Source organism: Staphylococcus pragensis, from assembly GCF_004785665.1.
Classification (GTDB): domain Bacteria; phylum Bacillota; class Bacilli; order Staphylococcales; family Staphylococcaceae; genus Staphylococcus; species Staphylococcus pragensis.
The window spans coordinates 174158-197213 of the sequence record NZ_SRPJ01000001.1 but is presented as its reverse complement, the minus strand read 5'-3'; the positions used below and the strand labels follow the sequence as shown (position 1 = coordinate 197213).

Genomic DNA, 23056 nt, shown 5'->3' with positions numbered 1-23056 from the left:
GATTATTTTTTCTTACGGCGTGATTTTTTCTTCACACTTTTATCTTTGTAAAATGGTTTGTGATTGGTTTTACCTTGTTTATCACGATTACGTTGGTTTTTACCTTTACGTTGTTTACGTTTTTTCTTTTTACCTTTATTACTATCGTCTTTAGATTTATCTAAAGATTTGCCACGTGTTTTAGCTTGGATTGTTTTACCTCTTGCTGGACGTTGGCTTCTATCATTTTTAGGTAAAGGCATACCTACAATTTGGAAGTCGATCATACGCTCATCAACATCCACATGAGTCACTTTCACTTTTACTTCATCACCAATGCGGAATACTTTAGCTTGGCGTTCACCAATTAAAGCCATTTGGCGCTCATCAAAGTTATAGTAATCATCTGTCATATTAGAGATATGAACCATACCTTCAATAGTGTTAGGTAATTCAATAAACATACCGAAGTTTGCTACAGAACTTACGATACCTTCAAATTCATCACCGATATGTTGAATCATATATTCAGCCTTTTTCAATTCATCTGTATCACGTTCTGCTTCGATAGCACGGCGTTCACGTTGTGAGGTATGCTCTGCTAATTCAGGCAATTTGTCTTCCCATTTGTGTAATTCTTTATTATTCATTGATTTATCAATGAGATATTTTCGGATTAAGCGATGCACTGTTAAGTCAGGATAACGTCTGATTGGAGACGTAAAGTGCGTATAATATTCAGCTGATAAACCAAAGTGGCCTAAGTTAGTGTCATCATAATGTGCTTGTTGCATTGAACGTAGCATCATTGTAGAGATAACCATTTGTTCTGAACGACCTTCAACTTCCTCTTGAATAGATTGTAATGTTGAAGGATGGATATCTTCTCCAGTGCCTTTAACCATAATGCCAAAGTTTGTAATAAAGTCGAAGAATTGACGTAAGCGATCTGATTTCGGTTGTTCATGCACACGATAAATGAACGGTACCTCTAATCTATTAAAATGCTCTGCTACTGTTTCGTTGGCAGCTAACATGAATGACTCGATTAGACGTTCACCTTCACCGCGCTCACGTAATACAACATCAGTTGGTAAGCCTTCATTATTGACTAATACTTTAGCTTCGCTGATATCAAAGTCAATTTCACCACGACGTTTACGCATTTGAATTAAACGATTTGATAACTCTTGAGCTAAATCAAGCATAGACGTAATTTCTTGATATTGCTTACGTACCTCTGGATTTTTATCAGTGATAATTTGATTAACCGCATCATATGTCATTCTATAATTAGAATGAATCACACTGTCGAAGATTTCATGATTTACTACTTCACCACGTTCATTAATTTCCATGCGACAACTTAATGTTAAGCGGTCAACTTCTGGATTTAATGAACAAATTCCATTACTCAAACGGTGTGGAATCATTGGAATAACACGGTCTACTAAATAAACACTTGTCGCTCTATCATAAGCTTCTTTGTCTAAAGCTGAATCTTCTTTAACATAATAACTTACATCAGCGATACTTACTGTTAACTCAGTATGACCGTTCGATAATTTTTTTACACTGATGGCATCATCTAAGTCTTTCGCATCTGCACCGTCAATTGTAATTGTTAATTCATCTCGTAAATCAGTACGTCCTTCAATTTCATCTGACTTGATTTCCTCTGGTACATCTTCCGCTTCTTTCAAGACACTGTCAGGAAATTCAATTTCAATGCCATGTTGGTAGATAATAGATAATATATCTACACCTGGGTCATTTTTATGACCTAAGATGGCTGACACATGACCTTCTGGGTTATCCGTACCATCTGCATACTTAGTGATTTGGACAAGTACTTTATGTCCGTCTACAGCACCTAAGCTTTGACCTTTCGGGATGAAAATGTCTTGCATAATACGTTTATCATCAGGGATAACAAATCCAAAGTGTTTAGCTTCACTATACGTACCTACTACTTGTGTGACTGAGTGTTTCTCAATGGATTTAACTTCCCCTTCAATTTTACCTTTATGTTCACCTTTAGATTTTTGAATTTCAACAATAACCGTATCACCATCTAATGCACGATTAATTTTTGTTGGCGGAATAAAAATATCTTCCATTTCCTCATCTTCTGGACGTAGGAAGGCAAATCCTTTTTTATTTTGACTTAATGTTCCTTTAATTAATTTAGAACTTGTCGCTTTTTTAGATTGCTTACGTTGATATCTGTCTGTTCTAGTTCTTTCTACTAAACCTGCCTGTTCGAGTTCTACTAGCACCTTTATTAAATCTCTAAATGAGTCGGCACTATTAAGACCTAAAGCATCTTGAAAATCTGACACCGACATAGGTTCATAATCTGGTTGTTGTACGATTTCTTCAATGGATTGCTTTAAATTCATCATGCCCCTCCTTTCTTCTTTCATTTCTTATTATTTATTTTATTATTCAGACCAATCTAACGTTTCTAAGAAGTCATATACGTCTTCGAATACTTGTTCTTTCTCTTTGTCGATTGTAATGACATGACCTGAATTTGCATACCATTTGATGTGTTTATCATCTGAATCTACATTGTCATATATATAATTAGCTGATTGAGGATTAATCATTTGATCCTTTTCAGCTTGAACGACTAGGATAGGATCTAAAACTTCGTCGATTTCGTTTCTAACATTACCTAGTGTTTCACTTAGTTCTTTTAATGTTTCAGTAGGATGGAAATCTTCCATTTCTTTATCAATTGTTTCTTGATCCTTACCTTCATACTTTTTAAAATTACGTGCATATTCTAAGAAGCCTTCATAAATAGTACCTTCTGTTTTCACTTCTGCAGGTGCACACATTGTTATAATGCCCTTAACAGGTCGATTTAAGCTTAATTTTAATGCAAATACACCACCCAATGATAAACCTGCCACTGCAATTTCTTCATACCCTTGATCTACTAAATAGTCGTAACCATCAAGTACATCTTTGAACCAAACATGAGGACTAGATTTTAAAATTTCTTCTGGTGGTGCTGCATGTCCTTCATATTGTGGGGCGTAGGATGTATACCCTTTTTTCTGTAAGAAACGTCCTAATTGTCTTACATCTGATGAATTGCCTGTGAAACCATGTAATAATAAGACAGCACGTTTGCCTTCTTCAAAAAAGAACGGTTGTGGTAATTTAATTTGCATTGAATAATCCCTCTCCATCTTGTTATCTATGTTACTTTATTAAGTACTCCCTGTACTTATGTCTTCTAACTTTATTTAAAGACAATTATAGTTATAAGCAGTATATAATATTCCCGTATTCCACTGAAATTATACATGTTGTATGGTCTTTAAACCATTACTTTGTTTATAAGACACTATCACTACTTAATTATAAATAAAAAAGCCCGACATTTATATCGTCGGACCTTATAAACCAAAATAACTTATGCCAATCATTAATAAGAAGAAAATGACTGCTAAAATAATTGTTAATCTATGCAAGAATAAATCGACGCCACGTTGTTTTTGTTTACCAAATAACTGTTCTGCGCCACCACTAATAGCACCTGAAAGTCCATTACTTTTACCTTCTTGGAGTAATACAACAGTGATTAATGCAATACAATCGATTATTAATAGTACTATAAAAAGTGTATGCATGAAAATTGTCCTCCGTTCATTATATACGTTCAAAATTATATCATACTCAATACTTGCTTATCAATGTCTAACGATTGAACGTGCTTTTACGCACAAATGATATCACTAGCATATATATAGCTAAAACGATTGATCCAATAATAACGATTACAATAGGTGCAATGAATAGTAATGATTTAACAGCGATAATTGCGTTAATCACCATTGCTAAGTTTACGAGTGTAAACAATACGTTAGATACATATACTGCGAACATGAACCACCATAAATACTTATGACGATTCCATAACGCAATAACACCTGCTAAATACGCTAAGCTATACATGATTCCTGTGTATCTAAAGCTATTTAAGATATTTGCGACAGTACTATCATTCACTTTTTGACCCGCTTGCGTTAATAGCTCCTTAGCCGTTTGTGTATCTAGTGCTACAAAGTTATGAATAATCAATAATATACTAAATATTAAAGAACTGTAGCCGATTAATTTGCCCGCATTACGTTCTCGTTTGCTAACCTGTGGGGATTGATGCTCCATGTTTGATTCTCCTTCTTTTCAATACACGCTTATTATATCAGTTTGCTAATGTAAGTTAAATACAGGGGGATGATGGAGGTAGTTTGTTCACATGGATGTCGCATTTCAAGCAGGGTATGGGTAGCTTCATCGTATGGTGTTTGCTCTCTCTGAAATGAATTTATGTGGGGGTATATGGCCTCCATTTCCCAAAAATAAAACTTAAAAAGCCTGCCACAGTCTCAACTCTGTGACAGGCGATAATCATTTGCGTGAACTCTATTCTTTTTAAAACTGAAGTTTAATCAGCGTTATCTTATTTATCTAAATTGTAGAAAGATTTAATGCCGTCAAATTTAGCAGTTTCGTATAATTCGTCTTCAATACGTAATAATTGGTTGTATTTAGCGATACGGTCAGTTCTTGATAATGAACCTGTTTTGATTTGGCCAGCGTTTGTAGCTACTGCGATGTCAGCAATTGTTGTATCTTCAGTTTCACCTGAACGGTGAGATACTACTGCAGTGTAGCCTGCTTTTTGAGCCATTTCGATTGCTTCGAATGTTTCAGTTAATGTACCGATTTGGTTAACTTTGATTAAGATTGAGTTACCGATACCTTGTTCAATACCTCTAGATAAGATTTCAGTGTTTGTTACGAATAAATCGTCACCTACTAATTGAACTTTGTCGCCGATACGATCAGTTAATTGTTTCCAACCGTCCCAGTCGTTTTCATCCATACCGTCTTCGATAGTGATGATTGGGTATTTACCAATTAATTCTTCTAAGTAGTCAACTTGTTCAGCTGCGCTACGTTTCGCACCATGTTCACCTTCGAATTTAGTGTAGTCATATACACCGTTTTCGTAGAATTCTGATGATGCACAGTCAAATCCTAAGAATACATCTTCGCCTGGTTTGTAACCTGCTTTTTCGATAGCTTTGATGATTGTTTCTACAGCATCTTCAGTACCTTCGAATTTAGGAGCGAAACCACCTTCGTCACCTACTGCAGTTTCTAAACCGCGTTCGCTTAAGATTGATTTTAAGTTATGGAAGATTTCAGCACCCCAACGTAATGCTTCTTTGAATGATTCTGCACCTGTTGGTAAAATCATGAATTCTTGGAATGCGATTGGTGCGTCTGAGTGAGAACCACCATTAACGATGTTCATCATAGGAACTGGTAATTGTTTACCGTTGAATCCACCTAAGTATTTGTATAAAGGTTGACCTAATAAGTCTGCTGCTGCACGTGCAACTGCGATAGATACGCCTAAAATAGCGTTTGCGCCTAATTTACCTTTGTTAGGTGTACCGTCTAATTGAATCATCATTTTATCGATAGATACTTGATCTAATACTGAGAATTCACCTTCAACGATTTCTGGTGCAATAATTTCGTTAACATTTTCAACGGCTTTAGTTACACCTTTACCACCGTAACGAGATTTGTCTCCATCACGTAATTCTACTGCTTCGTGTTCACCTGTAGAAGCTCCTGATGGTACTAATGCACGGCCAAAAGCACCGCTTTCAGTTAAAACTTCAACTTCAACTGTTGGGTTACCACGTGAGTCTAAGACTTCGCGAGCATAAACATCTGTAATAATTGGCATGTTAAAAATCTCCTTTTAATTTAGATTCTATAATTATTATAGCTTGATTTTAAAATTTAATAAAATATTTGTACTATTTTAAGAACAGCTCAATATAGGTAGGTTGAGCATTACTACCTATATTGAAAAAGTTCTCATTCACGGTTATTTGTGAAATTAGTGTTTGATTAATGACTCACCCGTCATGTCTGATGGTTGCTCAACACTCAATAAGTCAAGTAATGTTGGCGCTAAGTCACCTAGACGACCAGTTTCACGTAATGTAACGCCTTCTTTAGTTACAATTACTGGAACTGGGTTTGTAGTATGAGTAGTCATTGGTTGATCATCATCAGTTAACACTTGGTCAGAGTTACCATGGTCAGCTGTGATAATTGCATAGCCATTCATGTCTAAGATTTTGTCAACGACTTCACCTAAACATTCATCTACTGCTTCAATCGCTTTAATTGTAGGCTCTAACATACCACTATGACCAACCATATCAGGGTTAGCAAAGTTTAAGATAATTAAATCTAAATCACCTTTGTCTAACTCTTCAAGTAGTGCATCTTTAACTTCATATGCACTCATTTCAGGTTTTAAGTCATACGTTGCTACTTTAGGTGAATCGATTAAACGACGACGTTCACCTTCAAACTCTTCATTACGTCCGCCACTCATGAAGTAAGTAACATGAGGATATTTTTCAGTTTCTGCGATACGTAATTGAGTTAAGTTATTATTTTGAGCAACTTCGCCAATTGTATTAGTTAAATCTACTTTTTCAAAGACAACTTCTGCTTCCACATCATCATTGTATTTAGTAAAAGTAGCGTAGAATAAATCTTTTACTTGTTCTACTTTAAAGCCATCAAATGCTTTATTAGTAAATACTTCTGATAATTGCGCTGCTCTGTCAGGACGGAAGTTAAAGAAGATAACTGCATCTCCATCATTCACGCCATTATTTTGACCTTCAACGATAAATGGTTCAACAAATTCGTCTGTTAAATCATTAGCGTAGTTTGCTTCCACACCTTCTTTAGCAGAAGCATAAGATGGTCCTTCAAAATTGCGAATAGCGTTGTATGCTTTTTCTTCGCGGTCCCAACGTTTGTCACGGTCCATTGCATAATAACGACCTGAGATTGAAGCGAATTGACCTAAGTCTATTTCTTTGAATTTAGCTTCGGTTTCTTCAATATATTTAAGCGCTGATTTTTGATCAACGTCACGACCATCTAAGAATGCATGTACATAAACTTTATCTAAACCTTTTTGTTTAGCAAGTTCTAATAATGCAAATAGATGTTTATAGTGACTGTGCACACCACCATCTGATAATAAACCAAATATGTGTAATGCAGAATTATGGTCTTTGACATGTTGTGCAGCATTGCTTAATACTTCATTCTCATAGAACTCGCCATCTTCAATTGACTTGTTGATACGAGTTAAGCTTTGATAAACAATACGTCCTGCACCGATGTTCATGTGACCAACTTCAGAGTTACCCATTTGGCCTTCAGGTAAACCTACGTCTAAACCACTTGCTTCAATTTGAGTTGTTGGATATTTGCTGTAATAGCGGTCAAAGTTAGGTTTATGCGCTTGTTTTACAGCGTTACCATGTTCACTTTCTCGGTTAGCAAAACCATCTAAAATGATTAATGCTGTTGGTTGTTTAGCCATATTATTTAGCACCTTCTAACAATTGTACAAAATCTTCAACCTTTAATGATGCGCCACCAACTAATGCACCATCAATATCAGATTGACCCATGTATTCTTTAACATTGTTAGGTTTCACACTACCACCATATTGAATACGTGTTGCATCAGCAACGTCTTGGCTTGCAACGTCTGCAATTGTTTTACGTACTTGTGCACACATTTCATTAGCATCTTCAGATGTAGCAGATTTACCAGTACCAATAGCCCAGATTGGTTCATAAGCGATAACAACTTCTTTAAGTTGATCATCAGATAAACCTTCTACAGCTTTTTTAACTTGATTGCTAACAACGTCATTAGCTTTACCGTTTTCACGTTCTTCATCAGTTTCACCAACACAAATAATTGGTGTCATACCGTGATTGAATACAGCGTGAGCTTTTTTGTTAACATCTTCATCAGTTTCGTGGAATAATTCACGACGTTCTGAGTGTCCAATGACAACGTATTTAACACCTAAGTCAGCTAATGCTACTGGAGAAGTTTCTCCTGTATATGCACCATTATCTTCGAAATAAGTGTTTTGAGCACCAATTTTTAATCCTTTTGCTTTACCATCGTTCACTAGAGAAATTAATGCATCTAATTGAATTGTTGGTGCGCAAATTACTGATTCAACTTCTTTTTCATCAGGTAATGCAGGTAGATTATTTACAAAGTCTTTAGCCTCTTGAACTGTTTTATTCATTTTCCAGTTACCAGCTATGATTGGTTTTCTCATTGATTACACTCCTATATTTAATAATTATTTTTTGAATGTTTAATAAGCTAAACATCTTAGCTTTAATATGTTTTCCCTTGAAAATGAACTCAAAAACGTTATTCATTTTCAAAAGTTTAATTATTTATCATTAATTGCTTTAATACCAGGTAATTCTTTACCTTCAAGGTATTCTAATGACGCACCGCCACCAGTAGAAATGTGAGTGAAGTCATCTTCAAAGCCTAATGAAATTGCAGCAGCAGCTGAGTCACCACCACCAATAATAGTAGTAGCGTCTTTTAAGTTAGCGATAGCTTTACATACACCGATTGTACCTTGAGCAAAGTTACTGAATTCGAATACGCCCATAGGTCCATTCCATACTACTGTGTGAGCACCTTCTAATTCTTTAGCGAATAATTCAACGGTTTTAGGACCAATATCCATTGCTTCTTGGTCTGCAGGAATTTCATCGCTTGATACTTCAGTAATCTTAGCATCATTAGAGAATTCTTTAGCTACTTTAGCATCTACAGGTAAGACGATTTGATCGCCGTTATTTTCTAATAACTCTTTAGCGAAATCAATTTTATCTTCTTCTAATAAAGATAAACCGATTTCTTTACCTTGAGCTTTTAAGAAAGTATACGCCATACCGCCACCGATAAGAATTTTATCAGCGATATTCACTAAGTTTTTAATTACGCCAATTTTATCAGAAACTTTAGCGCCACCTAAAATAGCAACTACTGGTTTATGTGGGTCATTAACTACACCACCGATAAATTTAATTTCTTTCTCCATTAAGTAACCAGCAGCAGTTTCTAAATGCGTAGAAATACCTACGTTTGATGCGTGTTCACGGTGAGCCGTACCAAATGCATCATTTACAAATACGTCACCTAATGAAGCCCAATATTTACCTAATTCAGGATCATTTTTAGATTCTTTTTTACCGTCTAAATCTTCAAAACGAGTATTTTCAACTAATAATACGTCGCCTTCATTTAAGTCTTTAATTGCAGATTCTAATTTTTCACCACGTGTTTCAGGTACGAAAGTGACTTCTTTACCTAATTTTTCAGATAATGCTTCTGCAACAGGTTTTAAAGTTAAACCTTCTTTGTCACTTTCTTCTTTTACTTTTCCTAAATGAGAGAATAATACTAATTTACCACCTTGTTCAATGATGTACTTAATTGTAGGTAATGCTTGAACAATACGGTTATCGTTTGTGATTTTACCGTCTTTTAAAGGTACATTGAAATCAGCACGTTCAAGAACAACTTTTCCTTTTAAATCTAAATCAGAAACAATTTTTTTTGCCATTATAATTTCCTCCTCTAATAGGAATTATTGATATAAAAATAAGCGGAGAAGCGTTAGTGCTCCCCGCTTACTCATAAGCTAACTTATTTCTATAATTTGTACAAGTGAATTGTTGAAAAGACAGTTGTACTGAGCACAAGTTTGTTTTAACTAGGCTTCTAAATTATTTAGATAATTCTGCTAAATATTCTAAAGTACGTACTAATTGAGCAGTGTAAGACATTTCGTTATCATACCAAGCTGCAACTTTAACTAATTGACGGTCACCAACTGACATTACACGAGTTTGTGTAGCATCGAATAATGAACCGTAAGTCATACCAACTACGTCTGAAGAAACGATTTCGTCTTCAGTGTAACCGAATGATTCGTTTGAAGCGTTTTTCATTGCATTGTTAACGTCTTCAACTGTAACGTCTTTTTCTAATACAACTGTTACTTCAGTTAATGAACCAGTTGCTACAGGTACACGTTGTGCACCACCATCTAATTTACCATCGATTTCAGGAATTACTTTACCGATAGCTTTAGCTGCACCTGTTGAGTTAGGTACGATATTTTGAGCTGCTGCACGAGCACGACGTTTGTCACCTTTTTTGTGAGGACCGTCTTGAGTCATTTGGTCACCAGTGTAAGCGTGGATAGTTGTCATTAAACCTTCAACGATACCGAATTCATCGCTTAATACTTTAGCAACTGGTGCTAATGAGTTAGTAGTACATGAAGCACCTGATACTACTGTTTCAGAACCATCTAAGTCTTTGTGGTTAGTGTTGAATACGATTGTTTTAACGTCACCTTTAGCTGGTGCAGAAATTAAAACTTTTTTAGCTCCTGCATTGATGTGAGCTTCTGCTTTTTCTTTATCAGTATAGAAACCAGTACATTCTAATACTACGTCGATATCTAAATCGCCCCAAGGTAATTTGCTTGCATCTGGTTCTTCATAAGATTTAACTTCTTTACCATTTACACGGAAACCACCATCGATAACTTCAACTTCACCAGTGAAGCGACCTTGCATAGTGTCATATTTTAATAAATGAGCTAACATTTCGTCGTCAGTTAAGTCGTTTACCGCTACTACTTCAATTCCTTCTACATCTTGAATTCTTCTGAATGCTAAACGACCAATTCTACCAAAACCATTAATTGCTACTTTTACTGCCATTATAATGGCCTCCTTTAAAATGATATTTAAAAAGTGATTAACTTTTTATTACTTATTTAATATTACTTTTGCTGCTGCTTCATCAGTAATTAATACTGTATTTTTAGGAGCAATGCTTAGGTAAGCTTTAATTGCTTCACCTTTAGATTTACCCCCGGCAACAGCGAATATAAATTCTTTCGTTTCTAAATCCTCAAGTTGTAAACCGATTGTTTTAACTTTATAAACAACCTTTCCTTGAGCGTCAAAATAGTAACCGAAAGCTTCAGCAACGGCTTGGTGATGTTGAAGGCTTTCAATCACCTCATCAGACGATTGTCTACGATGCGCCATCTTCAGCGCATCACCAATACCGTGAATTGTTATATTTGCTTGTTTAATTTTATCTAATGTATGTACGACAGAAGGTTCCATCAATAATGTATTATAAGTTGATTCACTTACATTATCAGGTACATATAATGTCGTGTAATAACCACCAGTTTGTTGAGCCATACTTGCTGAAATTGTGTTGGCTTGATAAATAACATTCTCACCAAGTCCGCCTCGAGCTGGAACAAAGAAAACGTTGAATGGTAATAAGTGCATCGCTCGACTTACATTAGCCATAGTAGATCCACCTGTTACCGATACAATTGCATCTTCATACAATATATTTTCCAATAACTGACCAGCTTGTCGACCCATTTCAGCTTTTACATTCTCGTGATTATCAGCATCACCAGGTACGACGTGAACTTCTTTAATGTTATATGCCGTTTTGATTTGTGAAGCGAGTTGATTATCATCACTATAAACATTGAAGTAATCATTGAGTTGGTTTAAAACTTCGGTGCCTTCGTCTGTAATCTCCATACCTGTTGATTTAACTTGAATAAGATCTTGCTTTTTCAGCATAACTGTTTCAGATCTTAAAACACGCTCTGTAATATCCATATGCTCACTTAAACTTCGTCTACCTACTGGTTGATTATTTGAGATAGTAGTTAAGATAGAAAAGCGTCGATACATTTTATCTATTAAATCAGGTATCAGCTTTTGTTGAATTTTAATCAAGTCTTTCACTACTACCTTCCTCCTTTATTTATCAAAGGTAACCAATGGCATAAAAAACTGGTTTGACTTTTTATGTCCCACCTGGGACAAAATCTAACCTCTTTACACTTGCAATAGTACTATTGTGTTTGTGAAAATGCAAGAGAAAAACTCTAATATTTTAAATTATCTGTAAAATTATCCCCAAAGAGTATAATTGATATATTTTTCGTTCACATATAGGTGTCAAAGTCTTCTTATTATAAAATATTACCCTTATATTTGATTTATTATGCGAATTGTTATTATTTTATTTTTGCAATATTTTTAGTTTAAAATAAAGTAAATATATGAGGAGGAATTGAACATGAGTCAAGAGGAACGAGATAAAGTTGAGGTTATTGACCCATCCGATCGCAGATATAAAGATGATAATTATTTTAAAAATGAAAAAGATGATTTTGAAAATTCTTCACCTATTCATTATCAATATGGTTGTGGTTGTCCTTTTGGTTGTCTTTCTTCTATTTTTATTTCTGTCATTCTTTCAATCTTATTAACTTTTTTACTTAATTGGATGTTCTAATTAGAAGTTCATATACATGAGGCATGTTATCTTGCATCAATATTACCTTTCCACACGAAAAACGCCCTCCAACTATTTATGTTGAAGGGCATTTCTTTAAGTAATTTAATTTTCGTTTTCATTTGATGCCTGTGATTGTTGACTTTGATTTTGAGTTTGCGTTTGCGTAGTACTACGTTGAGCAGACTGTTGAGTTGATTTTTGTTGAGTTGCAGTTTCTTGTGTATTCGACTGTTGAGTACTATCGGCACTTGACGATTGATTAGTTCTAGGCGATGACTGATTAGTTGCTGTCTCATTATTGTTGTTATTATTATTTGAAGCTGAACCAGAATGTGTAGCATTTGATTGAGAAGAGTCATTTACATTATCATCATCGTCTCGTTCCTGTGTTGGTTGTTCTTGAGTATCTGTTGATTTATTTTGTGTAGAGTCTTGAGTTGATTTTTGTTGTTTAGTATTAGAATCATTCGTTGTTTCTCTCGTGCGCGGCGCTTGTTGCGTATTTTGTTGAGAAGATGGTGTAGCCTGTTGTGTTTGTCGTGTTTGTTGTGATTCTTGTGTCTTAGGCGCTTGTCGTGTTCCTACATTGCCTTGATCAACGATATCTGCATTATATTGTTCATTGTTTTGTGCTGTATTTCTCTCTTTTGGTTGAGTTCCTTTTTCGTTATCCGCCTTATCTTTAGACTTTTCTTTTTTGTCTTTCTTATCTTCTTTTTTATCCTTATCATCTTTGTGCTTTTCTGTAGTTTGATTACTTAAACGTTCATTGCCACGTTTTGAATTATCTACAAATGAGAAAATAGCAAAAGCTAGTCCTATAAGTAAAAGTAAAATGACAATTGTACTGATAATTTTTGAAATACCACTCATTTTTAATTGTCTGCCTCCGTCATCTTAATTTTTTTCTAAGTCATATCATTTTCCACATTTAAACATAGTGGTGTATTTCTATGAATGTAGCATATAATTTTACAGCAATTACCTAAAAAATCATATTGAAAGAATTTAGGTTAAAAAATAAATATCATATATAATCTCTTATATATGATAACATCATAAGTACCAACAAACACTAAATTTAAATAAGTTATCTAATTCTATATTTGAAAGCGTGATAAAAAATGCATGAAGACTTTTCAAAAGAAGGCTTTGATAATAGCACTACAAGTAAAACTACACTTAAGTCGATGATGGTCAATAATGACCATTATGATGAGGATAAAAAATCGTCCTTTGATTTTTTACTGTTATCAATTATTTTTATCCCTTTAATCATATTACTCTTAAAAATTTTTTATTAGTACTATAAATAGATATACAATAAACCCATACGATTAACGTATGGGTTATTACTAAAGGGAGTCAAAATTGACCTTCGCTAATTATGGGTATACTAATATTAATTGAAAGATGTTAATAGTATGCGAAGGTTCTTCTTTATTATATCTTAAATTTTCCAAGAAATAATCAGGTTTACAGCTTAGGAAATGACATATTATTGACTAATCATTGGACATTATTTGAACAAAATAATGTGTTATTAGAATTAAAAACTATTCAAAAGAGGTGTAAACATGAAACAATATCTTATTACCGGTGGCACAGGAATGGTAGGTAGCCACTTAGTTGAAGAAATTAAAAAACAGGATGCGCATATCACTATCTTAACGCATAGTGATAAAGAAAGTGATGAGCCTAAAATTTCATATATAAATTGGTCTAAAGATGGATGGGAAGACCAAGTTCCAGATATTGATGTGGTCATCAATCTTGCAGGTGCATCATTAAACAAACGATGGACTGAATCATATAAACAAATGATTATGACTAGTCGTATCCAATCTACACAAGCTTTAGTGGATTTATTTAAAAATCGTTCTAAAAAACCTGAAGTATTATTTAATGCAAGTGCCATGGGATATTATCCTCCAAGCTTACATCAAACATATACTGAGCAATATCACACACTTCCATTCGATTTCCTATCAGATGTAGTGTATCAATGGGAACGTATTGCTAAACAATTTGAGGATTTTGGTACCCGTGTTGTGTTAGGTAGATTTAGTATGATTTTATCTGAAGAGGGAGGTTCTCTCCCAATGATGAAGTTGCCATATAAATTCTTTGTAGGTGGTAAATTAGGTTCTGGTCGTCAATGGTATTCTTGGATTCACATTGATGATTTAGTTCGCGCTATTTTATTTACGATTAATGAACCAGCTGCTAAAGGGCCATTCAATATGGCAGCCCCAATTCCTGAACGTCAAAATTTATTTGGTTATACGCTTGGTCGCGTTATGCATAGACCACATGAAACATGGGTTCCAGCCTTTGCCATGAGAGCAGCTTTAGGACAAATGTCTACAGTAGTGTTAGACACGCAAAAAGTGATACCTAACAAACTTGATGCGTTAAATTTTGATTTTAAATACCCTAATCTGAAGGTAGCTCTTAAAGATTTAATTAGCAAGTAAACATAGGAGTTTGATACCATGAATGACAACAAGTTAACCTATATTTTGCTTATTATTGCAAGCATATTTCTTATTTTGAATGGTATATTTGCATTTGAAAATAATATAGCTATTATCATAATGTCTATATTTTTCTTAGTCATAGGTATACTATTATTAGGTGTATCAGTTAGATTATTATTAAAAGCATCAAAACATTCTAGATAAGCATAAGAAAAAAGGGAGCGCCATTTTCGGCGCTCCCTTTTAAATATTAATTTGACTTATTTATTTTGATCTTCAGGTTGCATTACACTATCAATTAAACCATATTCTTTAGCTTCGTCAGCTGTTAAGAAGTTATCGCGGTCAGTATCTTTTTGGATTTTTTCAATACTTTGACCAGTACGTTCAGCTAAAATTCTGTTTAATTTTTCACGTGTTTTTAGGATATGGTTAGCAGCGATTTCAATTTCAGTTGCTTGACCTTGAGCGCCACCTAATGGTTGGTGAATCATTACTTCAGCGTTAGGTAATGCGAATCGTTTACCTTTTGCACCAGCTGCTAATAAGAATGAACCCATTGAAGCAGCCATACCGATACAAATTGTTTGAACATCTGGTTTAATATGTTGAATTGTATCATAAATCGCAAATCCAGCAGTCACGCTACCGCCTGGAGAGTTAATATATAGATAAATGTCTTTTTCAGAGTCTTGAGCTTGTAAGAATAATAATTGAGATACAATTGAGTTTGCTACGTTATCATCAATTGCTGAACCTAACATGATGATACGGTCTTTTAATAAACGTGAATAAATATCGTAAGCACGTTCGCCACGATTTGTTGTTTCAATAACTGTAGGAATTAAATTCATTTATATTTCCTCCTTGTAATTAACTGTTGTCCTCATTTTACAACAAAAGTCAAATATGGTCAAAAATTAACTATTGACGCATTTTTTTAGTTTTTTGTACACTATAAACATATATACAGATTGTACTTTTAAAATTACAAATAGTACAGAAATTTGGCTTTTAATATTCTCTCCCCGTAGTGTAATGGATCGCACGTAAGATTCCGGTTCTTAAAATAGAGGTTCGATTCCTCTCGGGGGGATCAAATCCGTGATAAAACGCTGGTATTAAAGCGTTTTATTTTTTATTTAAGAAAGTATTTTCCTCAAAACTATTATCTAAATTTTTTTACTAATCCGTATATTTAAGTCATAAAAATATTTAATACAATCTTTTTTCCAATAATAAAAAAGATATTTTTGATTACCACTCAAAAATACCCTTCTTCATATTTATAATTCTATTTTCTCACCGCTTCGTATTTTATCAGCTAGTTCGTTTAATTTTCTCAAGCGATGGTTAACGCCTGATTTAGAAATAGGACCTGTTGAAATCATTTCCCCTAGTTCTTTTAATGAGATTTCTTGATGTTCTACACGCAATTTAGCAATTTCTCTTAATCGGTCTGGAAGATTCTCAATACCGATTTCTTCATCGATAAGTTGAATGCTTTGTACCTGTTTCATTGCAGCACTGACCGTTTTATTTAAATTAGCGGTTTCACAGTTTACTAAGCGGTTGACTGAGTTTCTCATATCTCTGACTATACGCACATCTTCAAATTTCAAGAGTGCTTGATAGCCGCCTATTAAACTTAGGAATTCAGAGATTTTTTCTGCTTCTTTTAAATACGCGATACTTCCCTTTTTACGTTTTAAATGTTTAGCATTTAAACCATAACTATTCATGAGCTTGGTTAATCCTTCAGAATGATTCTCATATTGAGAGAATATTTCTAGATGATATGAAGACGTTTCTGGATTATTGACCGAACCGCCTGCTAAAAACGCTCCACGTAAATAACTTCTACGCATTTCATCATCTTTAATCATACTTGCATCAATATCGTGTACAAAGATACCATTTTTTAAAATTCCAAGTTCATCAAGAATCTCTCTAGCTCTCACCTTAGTACGACAAATATATATATTATTTTTCTTTAATTTCATTTTCTTACGTACTAATATTTCAATTTCAACATTAAATATTCGTTTAATTAATGAGTAAATACGGCGTGCAGTTGTCGCATTTTCAGTTTGAACATTAATTACAAATTGTTGATTAGATAGACTGAGGGCACCGTTCATACGGATTAATGCGCTAAGTTCCGCTTTAGCGTTGCTTTCATCTACTTCTATACGTGTTAGTTCATTTTTCATGTCTGATGCAAAACTCATCGCCTTATTTACCTTCCTTTCTAATCATTATCATAAATATATGTAATTAACATTCCAAAATGAATTAAGTTAGCATAACGCGTCATTTATAAACACATGCTTTCTATTGTATCATAATTTTTATAGTGTAAAAATGACATCTTATTTCTTAGGTTTGAATTGAATGGTACTAGTTAATTCAAGTGCTAAATCATAAATTAATTTAGCAAGTTCTTTATTATTATGACGTACTAAATATTGATCATACACTTCTACTAAATGAGAAGATGTAATAATCTTAATATTATTCTTAGTTAAATCATCTTCATTCATAACTACAGGTTGAGCGTTACGATTTTTATAATGTTTTAAAATGTCTTCATCATATTTCTCATCGCTACAAATCACATAATCAATAAATTGCTTGCCAGCATGATCATGAATTGCATTAATATGATCTAAAACATCATAATTATTTGTTTCTCCCGGTTGTGTCATAATATTAGAAATATAAAGTTTAGGCGCTTTTGAACTCAGAATAGCATCTGACATGCCTTTAACGCATAAATTGGAAATGACACTAGTGTATAAAGAGCCAGGTCCTAGCACAATTAAATCCGCTTCAGTAAGAGCATCTATGGCTTCTTCCATAGGTTCTACGTTAGATGGTTCTAGATATACGCGCTCAATTCTTTTATTTTTTTGAGGGATTTTAGATTCCCCTTTAACAATTTCTCCATCTTCTAGAATGGCATTTAACATCACATTAGTGTTTGTAGACGGAATTACTTTCCCTTTAATATTTAAGATTTTACTTAATTCTTTAACCGCATGACCAAAGTCATTTTTAATATTAGTAAGTGCAGCTAATAAAAGATTCCCAAGTGAATGCCCTTCAATTTGATGTTCTTCAAAGCGATATTGAAATAATTCTTCTAATATAGGTTCTACATCACTAAGGGCTGCAATTACATTGCGAATATCACCTGGCGCAGGTATGTCCATTTCATTACGAATCTTCCCCGTGCTTCCTCCATCATCAGCTACTGTCACGATAGCTGTGATATCAATTGGATATTCCCTTAATCCCCTAGCTAATACTGATAGGCCTGTCCCCCCACCTATGAGTACAACTTTTAACTGTTTCATTTTTTCACGCCACTTTCAATATGTGCATCTCTGTGATGAACATAAACATTATAATCAAAAATCTCTCCAAGTTCTTGACCAATACGCTTAGCTAGTGCTACTGAACGATGTTGTCCGCCTGTACAACCTATCGCAATGACTAACTGAGCTTTTCCTTCTTTTTTATACCCTGGAACCATGAACTTTAGTAAATCCATTAGCTTCTCATAGAAAATTTCTGTCTCTTTCCATTTCATAACATAATTGTAGACCGCTTCATCTTCTCCCGTCATCGGTCTCAAGTCTTCTACATAATATGGGTTAGGTAAAAATCGAACATCAAATACTAAGTCAGCATCCATTTGAATCCCATGTTTGAAACCAAAACTTGTCACATTGATACTAAATGACTTGAAATTTTCATCTTTAAATTTCTTTTTAACTCTCTCTTTTAATTCTTTAGTTGTTAGGTCGGTAGTGTTTACAATATAGTTTGCAAAAGTACGAATTCTAGAAAGCAGTTGTCTTTCTTCAAGAATAGAGTCGATAAGTGACATTTGTCCATTTTCATTTAATGGATGGGCACGACGAGATTCTTTGTATCTAGATATTAATTTTTCAGTATCCGCTTCTAAGAACATCACATCAACGATGACGTCGTTGCGAATCTTTATTGCATCAATTTCTTCAACTAATGACGTAAATAATTCTTTACCTCTTAAATCAATAGCAATCGCTACTTTTTGCAACGATGGGTTCCCTTGTTCCATTAATTCTACAAATTTCGGTAATAAAATAGGTGGTAAATTATCTACACAGAAGAAACCTATATCTTCAAGACATTGAATGACTACAGATTTACCTGCTCCTGATAATCCTGTCACTACTAATAATTCGCTTTTACTTATTTTTTCACTTGTTTCATTGCCTGTTTGATTTATCACTATGAACACCGCCCATTTAATCTATATTTATATCTAATATGTATGCATAAATATTTAATTACTTTCATAATATCACATGTTTAAGAGAACGTAACTAATGAGATCGTTTTGTTTATTGTTTCATTTTTAAATAAAAAAAGCTAGAACAATACCATTCATGAAAAGTACATCGAGGCATTATTCTAGCTTGATTCTATACTTACGCTTCCGCTTTATCTTTTAATTCTTCAATGTAGTCGATTGCGCTTTGAGCGGCAATACTACCATCACCAGTAGCCGTTACAATTTGACGTAGGCCTTTATCTCTTACATCTCCAGCTGCAAAAATACCAGGGACAGATGTTGTCATGTCATCTTTAGTAACGATATAACCCATATCATTAGTGATACCTAGGTTATTAAATGGTGTAGTTAATGGTTTCATTCCGATGTAGATGAATACACCGTCAGCATCTAATGTTTGTTCTGAGGCATCTTTAGTAGATACTAGTGTAACGGAACCTACTTTACCATCTTTTTCATTGATTGATTTTAATGTATGGCTCCAAATAAAGTCGATTTTGTCATTTTTGAATGCGCGATCTTGTAATATTTTTTGAGCTCTTAATTCGTCTCTACGGTGCACAATTGTAACCTTATCTGCAAACTTAGTTAAGAATGCGCCTTCTTCAACTGCAGAGTCACCGCCACCGATAACGAATAAATTTTTATTTTTAAAGAATGCACCATCACATACTGCACAGTAACTTACGCCACGTCCACCTAGTTCTTGTTCACCAGGTACGCCAATTTTTTTATATTCTGCACCAGTTGAAATAATAACAGCATGTGCTGTGATTTCTTTATTACCTAAATTAATGACTTTATAGTCACCTTTATCTTCAATAGATTTAATATCGCCATATTGATATTCAGCGCCAAATTTTTTCGCATGTTCGAACATTTTAGTTGATAAATCTGGGCCAGTAATCATTTCAAAACCTGGGAAGTTTTCTACTTCTTCTGTGTTAGCCATTTGGCCACCTGGCATTCCTCTTTCAATCATAACAGTGCTTAAGTTTGCACGTGATGCATAAACTGCTGCAGTCATACCAGCGGGTCCAGCACCGATAATCGCAACATCATAGTTTACTTCAGTCATTTTTATGCCTCCTACGTTTTTATTATCATGCGCATTATATATTATAAAAGTCATTTCTTAAATTTATATGCTCAACAACTGATTAATAGCGCTATCTAATTTGTATTTTGAAGTATTAAACAATTCAATCACTTCTTTTTTTGTCATATGGGTATCATAATAACGATGATAAAGGTAAACATGCGCTGCTATATATCTATCTACATCACTTAAATCTACTTCATTCGCGATTAATCCTTCACCTTTATCAATCCAGCTTATAAACAGCTCTGTATCTTGGCGTAACTCTTTATTTTTATAAAGTTTGAGTAAGCCACGATGAATAAAATCTAATTTATTCAAATGAAGGCCTTGTACTAAATAAGTTAGATACAGTTTTTCATAGTCATTCATCGTTTCTAAAACTGACCAAATTTCTTCAGTCATTAAAATTTCCTTACCATTTAACTGGTTTAATAAGAAGACACCATATAATCTATAATGACTATCATCGTCCATTAATAGTGGCTCAATTTTCTGATCAAATATTTGTTTACTTTCTTCTATCACCCATGGAGCGTAACCTACATCTACTTTAGAAATCTGTAATAATTTGTCCCAAAATAGTTCACTTTGTTCTTTATTTCCAAGGTAATAATAATTAAAACTTAAAGCGTTAAACATTTGAATTGAAGCGAACTTACCCTTTTTGTACAGTGGTAATAAAAGTTGTTGTGAGGCTTCATATTGTTTTAAATAACTTAAGACAATGCCCAGTTTAAAACTTTCGTCATCGTTCATTGGTACGACTTTACTTAAAATCTTAAGATACTTTTGATATTTCTCAGTTTCATTGGTGTTATAGAGCAATAACGTATAGTGACACAAGGCGTGCACATCTGAATTATCTTCACTTAGCAGTGTTTCAAATAATTCTTTTGCCGTTTCATATTCACTTAAATACAAGTAACACATAGCTAATAAATTACGCACGACACGATGTTCTTGAATATATTCATCTTGTTGCAAAATGAAACTACGTGCTTCTTCTAAGCGTCCTTGTGAAAATAAATATTGGAATAAAAGTTGTGTCGCAAATAACTGTGCTTCTAATTCAATTTTTTCTTCACTAATGTAAGACACTTCGAATGTTTTTTCTAATTCAGCCCTATAATCTTTATCTTCAGTCAAAATCACATAATTAATACCAAACAAGAAGGCCTTGTTTGGCTCATTAAGTTCGATGTTCAATTCACTTAATTGATAATAACTTTCTTCTACATGGTCTTTTTTAATAATATTCTCGTAAAAAAGCTTTTCAGCTTGGCCACCTAAATTCATTTTAGTAAGACAATGCGTATAGTTGAGTTGAATATCAAAATCATCTGGTGACAAATCAAGCACTTTTTTATAGTACTCTGCTGCTTTTTTAAAGTCTTGTTGTTTAAATTTTTGATCTGCCATTTTACGATAGAAGTCTTCATCAAATACCATTGATATCACATTATTGTTCTTTTGTGCCATACTTTGTCACCTCTCTTTCTATTTATATTGGATATGCATTGGATTTCCATATGCAATCGCATTATCTGGGATATCCTTAGACACGATAGTGCCGGTTTTCACTATTACATTATGACCGATATTAATACCTGGCAAAATAGTAGTATTAGCGCCTATTAAAGTGTTATGTCCAATCTTCACTGGACCATAACGATATTCTTCCACTAATACTTCATGCGTTAATATTGTAGTATTATAACCAATTACACAATTATTGCCAATCGATATTAATTGAGGATGAAAAATATCTAGCATGACTTTATAGGCAATTGCGGTCTGTTTGCCGATATTCATTTTCAAAAGATGAATATAAATCCATCGTTTCAACTTTAAGTTTGGTATATAGCGACATAACTCAATGATTAACGTGTTTCGGAATGTTTTTGGAAAACTGACAAAGCGGTAAATACGCCATAATGGATTTACCGCCTGTCTTGTTATTTTGGTTAAACGTCGCATTATTTTGCATTCACCTTATTGTTAGGCCAACTTAATGGACCTGCTTCTTTATAAATCGGAGGATTATATTTTAAACGTCTATAAACGAATAAAATAAGTCCTACAATAATCAAGACAACAGATACGAATTGAGCAACACGTATATGACTCGTTAACATTAAGCTGTCTGTTCTTAAGCCTTCTACAAAGAAACGGCCAATGGAATACCATATTAAATAAAGAATAAAGGTTTCGCCTACGCGAAGATGCTTTCTAATCGTCATTAAGATAATAAATCCTAGGACGTCCCAAATCGATTCATATAAAAATGTCGGATGATAATAGACGCCTTCAATATACATATTTCGAATAATAAATTCAGGTATATGTAACTGTTCTAAAAATGTTCTAGAAACAGGTCCACCATGAGCTTCGTGGTTCATGAAATTACCCCAACGGCCAATGCCCTGCGCTAAGATAATACTTGGTGCTACGATATCCCCAATTTGAAATGGATTTAAATTTTTTATCTTACACACAATTATTCCGGTAATAAATCCGCCTATTAGACCACCATGTATCGCGATGCCCCCGTGCCAAATCTTAGGAATTTCTGCAGGATTCTCCATATAATAAGGCCATTGGAAAATCACAAAATAAATACGTGCAACTAAAAAGCCAAAGATAGCACTATAGAAAATGACATCGATTAATGTATCTTGGTGTAAGCCAACATATTTCAGACTTTCTTGGGCGATAAAGTAACCGATAAGGATACCCACAGCGATAATGATTCCATACCATTTAATAGATAAAGGTCCTAAGTTAAAGGCAGTTGGATCAATATAATTCAAATTCAACATCAT

General features: G+C 33.9%; 22 protein-coding genes and 1 tRNA gene. 4 read left to right on the top strand and 19 right to left on the bottom strand.

Annotation, left to right across the window (positions count from 1 at the left end):
- Positions 1-2: 2 nt before the first annotated feature.
- The 10 genes from rnr to E2558_RS00910 form a co-directional block, all read right to left on the bottom strand.
- A complete protein-coding gene (gene rnr, locus E2558_RS00955; protein WP_126565136.1) occupies positions 3-2381 on the bottom strand; it encodes a ribonuclease R in 2379 nt (792 codons plus the stop codon).
- 42 nt (positions 2382-2423) lie between these two features.
- Positions 2424-3164, bottom strand: a complete 741-nt coding sequence (locus tag E2558_RS00950; RefSeq protein ID WP_126565135.1) for an alpha/beta hydrolase — start codon at positions 3162-3164, stop codon at positions 2424-2426.
- 228 nt (positions 3165-3392) lie between these two features.
- Positions 3393-3626, bottom strand: a complete 234-nt coding sequence (gene secG, locus E2558_RS00945; protein WP_103297444.1) for a preprotein translocase subunit SecG — start codon at positions 3624-3626, stop codon at positions 3393-3395.
- A 67-nt stretch (positions 3627-3693) separates the two neighbouring features.
- Entirely contained in the window at positions 3694-4164 is a 471-nt protein-coding gene (locus E2558_RS00940; RefSeq protein ID WP_126565134.1) for a hypothetical protein, read from the bottom strand.
- A gap of 295 nt (positions 4165-4459) precedes the next feature.
- Entirely contained in the window at positions 4460-5764 is a 1305-nt protein-coding gene (eno, locus tag E2558_RS00935; protein WP_126565133.1) for a surface-displayed alpha-enolase, read from the bottom strand.
- Between the two features lie 156 nt (positions 5765-5920).
- Positions 5921-7438, bottom strand: a complete 1518-nt coding sequence (gpmI, locus tag E2558_RS00930) for a 2,3-bisphosphoglycerate-independent phosphoglycerate mutase (protein WP_126565132.1) — start codon at positions 7436-7438, stop codon at positions 5921-5923.
- Position 7439: 1 nt separating this feature from the next.
- The gene (gene tpiA / locus E2558_RS00925) at positions 7440-8201 is read right to left on the bottom strand and encodes a triose-phosphate isomerase (protein WP_126565131.1); all 762 of its coding nucleotides are present in this window, start codon (positions 8199-8201) and stop codon (positions 7440-7442) included.
- A gap of 120 nt (positions 8202-8321) precedes the next feature.
- A complete protein-coding gene (locus E2558_RS00920; protein ID WP_126565130.1) occupies positions 8322-9512 on the bottom strand; it encodes a phosphoglycerate kinase in 1191 nt (396 codons plus the stop codon).
- A 163-nt stretch (positions 9513-9675) separates the two neighbouring features.
- Positions 9676-10683 carry a type I glyceraldehyde-3-phosphate dehydrogenase gene (gene gap, locus E2558_RS00915; protein WP_103297438.1) on the bottom strand — a complete coding sequence of 336 codons (1008 nt, stop codon included), beginning with the start codon at positions 10681-10683 and terminating at the stop codon, positions 9676-9678.
- A 48-nt stretch (positions 10684-10731) separates the two neighbouring features.
- Positions 10732-11748 carry a sugar-binding transcriptional regulator gene (locus tag E2558_RS00910; RefSeq protein WP_126565129.1) on the bottom strand — a complete coding sequence of 339 codons (1017 nt, stop codon included), beginning with the start codon at positions 11746-11748 and terminating at the stop codon, positions 10732-10734.
- A 337-nt stretch (positions 11749-12085) separates the two neighbouring features.
- Here E2558_RS00910 and E2558_RS00905 point away from each other — a divergent pair, with 337 nt between their 5' ends.
- Positions 12086-12304, top strand: a complete 219-nt coding sequence (locus E2558_RS00905) for a hypothetical protein (protein WP_126565128.1) — start codon at positions 12086-12088, stop codon at positions 12302-12304.
- Between the two features lie 105 nt (positions 12305-12409).
- On the opposite strand, the gene E2558_RS00900 is transcribed toward E2558_RS00905, so the two are convergent.
- Positions 12410-13180, bottom strand: coding sequence for a DUF4887 domain-containing protein (locus tag E2558_RS00900; protein ID WP_126565127.1), 771 nt, complete (start codon positions 13178-13180; stop codon positions 12410-12412).
- A 704-nt stretch (positions 13181-13884) separates the two neighbouring features.
- Here E2558_RS00900 and E2558_RS00895 point away from each other — a divergent pair.
- Positions 13885-14784 carry a TIGR01777 family oxidoreductase gene (locus E2558_RS00895; RefSeq protein ID WP_126565126.1) on the top strand — a complete coding sequence of 300 codons (900 nt, stop codon included), beginning with the start codon at positions 13885-13887 and terminating at the stop codon, positions 14782-14784.
- Between the two features lie 18 nt (positions 14785-14802).
- A complete protein-coding gene (locus E2558_RS00890) occupies positions 14803-14991 on the top strand; it encodes a hypothetical protein (protein WP_126565125.1) in 189 nt (62 codons plus the stop codon).
- A 56-nt stretch (positions 14992-15047) separates the two neighbouring features.
- Here E2558_RS00890 and clpP read toward each other — a convergent pair whose 3' ends face one another.
- A complete protein-coding gene (clpP, locus tag E2558_RS00885) occupies positions 15048-15641 on the bottom strand; it encodes an ATP-dependent Clp endopeptidase proteolytic subunit ClpP (RefSeq protein WP_126565124.1) in 594 nt (197 codons plus the stop codon).
- A gap of 170 nt (positions 15642-15811) precedes the next feature.
- Between clpP and E2558_RS00880 the strand changes: the two genes are divergently transcribed.
- A tRNA-Arg gene (locus E2558_RS00880) sits at positions 15812-15883 on the top strand.
- A gap of 190 nt (positions 15884-16073) precedes the next feature.
- Here E2558_RS00880 and whiA read toward each other — a convergent pair.
- From whiA to lgt, 7 genes are all read right to left on the bottom strand, one after another.
- Positions 16074-17018 carry a DNA-binding protein WhiA gene (whiA, locus tag E2558_RS00875; RefSeq protein WP_126565123.1) on the bottom strand — a complete coding sequence of 315 codons (945 nt, stop codon included), beginning with the start codon at positions 17016-17018 and terminating at the stop codon, positions 16074-16076.
- Positions 17019-17159: 141 nt separating this feature from the next.
- The gene (locus E2558_RS00870) at positions 17160-18146 is read right to left on the bottom strand and encodes a gluconeogenesis factor YvcK family protein (RefSeq protein ID WP_126565122.1); all 987 of its coding nucleotides are present in this window, start codon (positions 18144-18146) and stop codon (positions 17160-17162) included.
- A complete protein-coding gene (rapZ, locus tag E2558_RS00865; protein WP_126565420.1) occupies positions 18143-19066 on the bottom strand; it encodes an RNase adapter RapZ in 924 nt (307 codons plus the stop codon). Before rapZ ends, E2558_RS00870 begins: the two co-directional genes overlap by 4 nt.
- A 202-nt stretch (positions 19067-19268) precedes the next feature.
- Complete coding sequence (gene trxB, locus E2558_RS00860) at positions 19269-20210, bottom strand: thioredoxin-disulfide reductase (protein ID WP_126565121.1); 942 nt, start codon at positions 20208-20210, stop codon at positions 19269-19271.
- 63 nt (positions 20211-20273) lie between these two features.
- Entirely contained in the window at positions 20274-21713 is a 1440-nt protein-coding gene (locus tag E2558_RS00855; RefSeq protein ID WP_126565120.1) for a tetratricopeptide repeat protein, read from the bottom strand.
- Positions 21714-21731: 18 nt separating this feature from the next.
- Positions 21732-22211 carry an acyltransferase gene (locus E2558_RS00850; protein ID WP_126565119.1) on the bottom strand — a complete coding sequence of 160 codons (480 nt, stop codon included), beginning with the start codon at positions 22209-22211 and terminating at the stop codon, positions 21732-21734.
- A complete protein-coding gene (lgt, locus tag E2558_RS00845; RefSeq protein ID WP_126565118.1) occupies positions 22211-23056 on the bottom strand; it encodes a prolipoprotein diacylglyceryl transferase in 846 nt (281 codons plus the stop codon). Before lgt ends, E2558_RS00850 begins: the two co-directional genes overlap by 1 nt.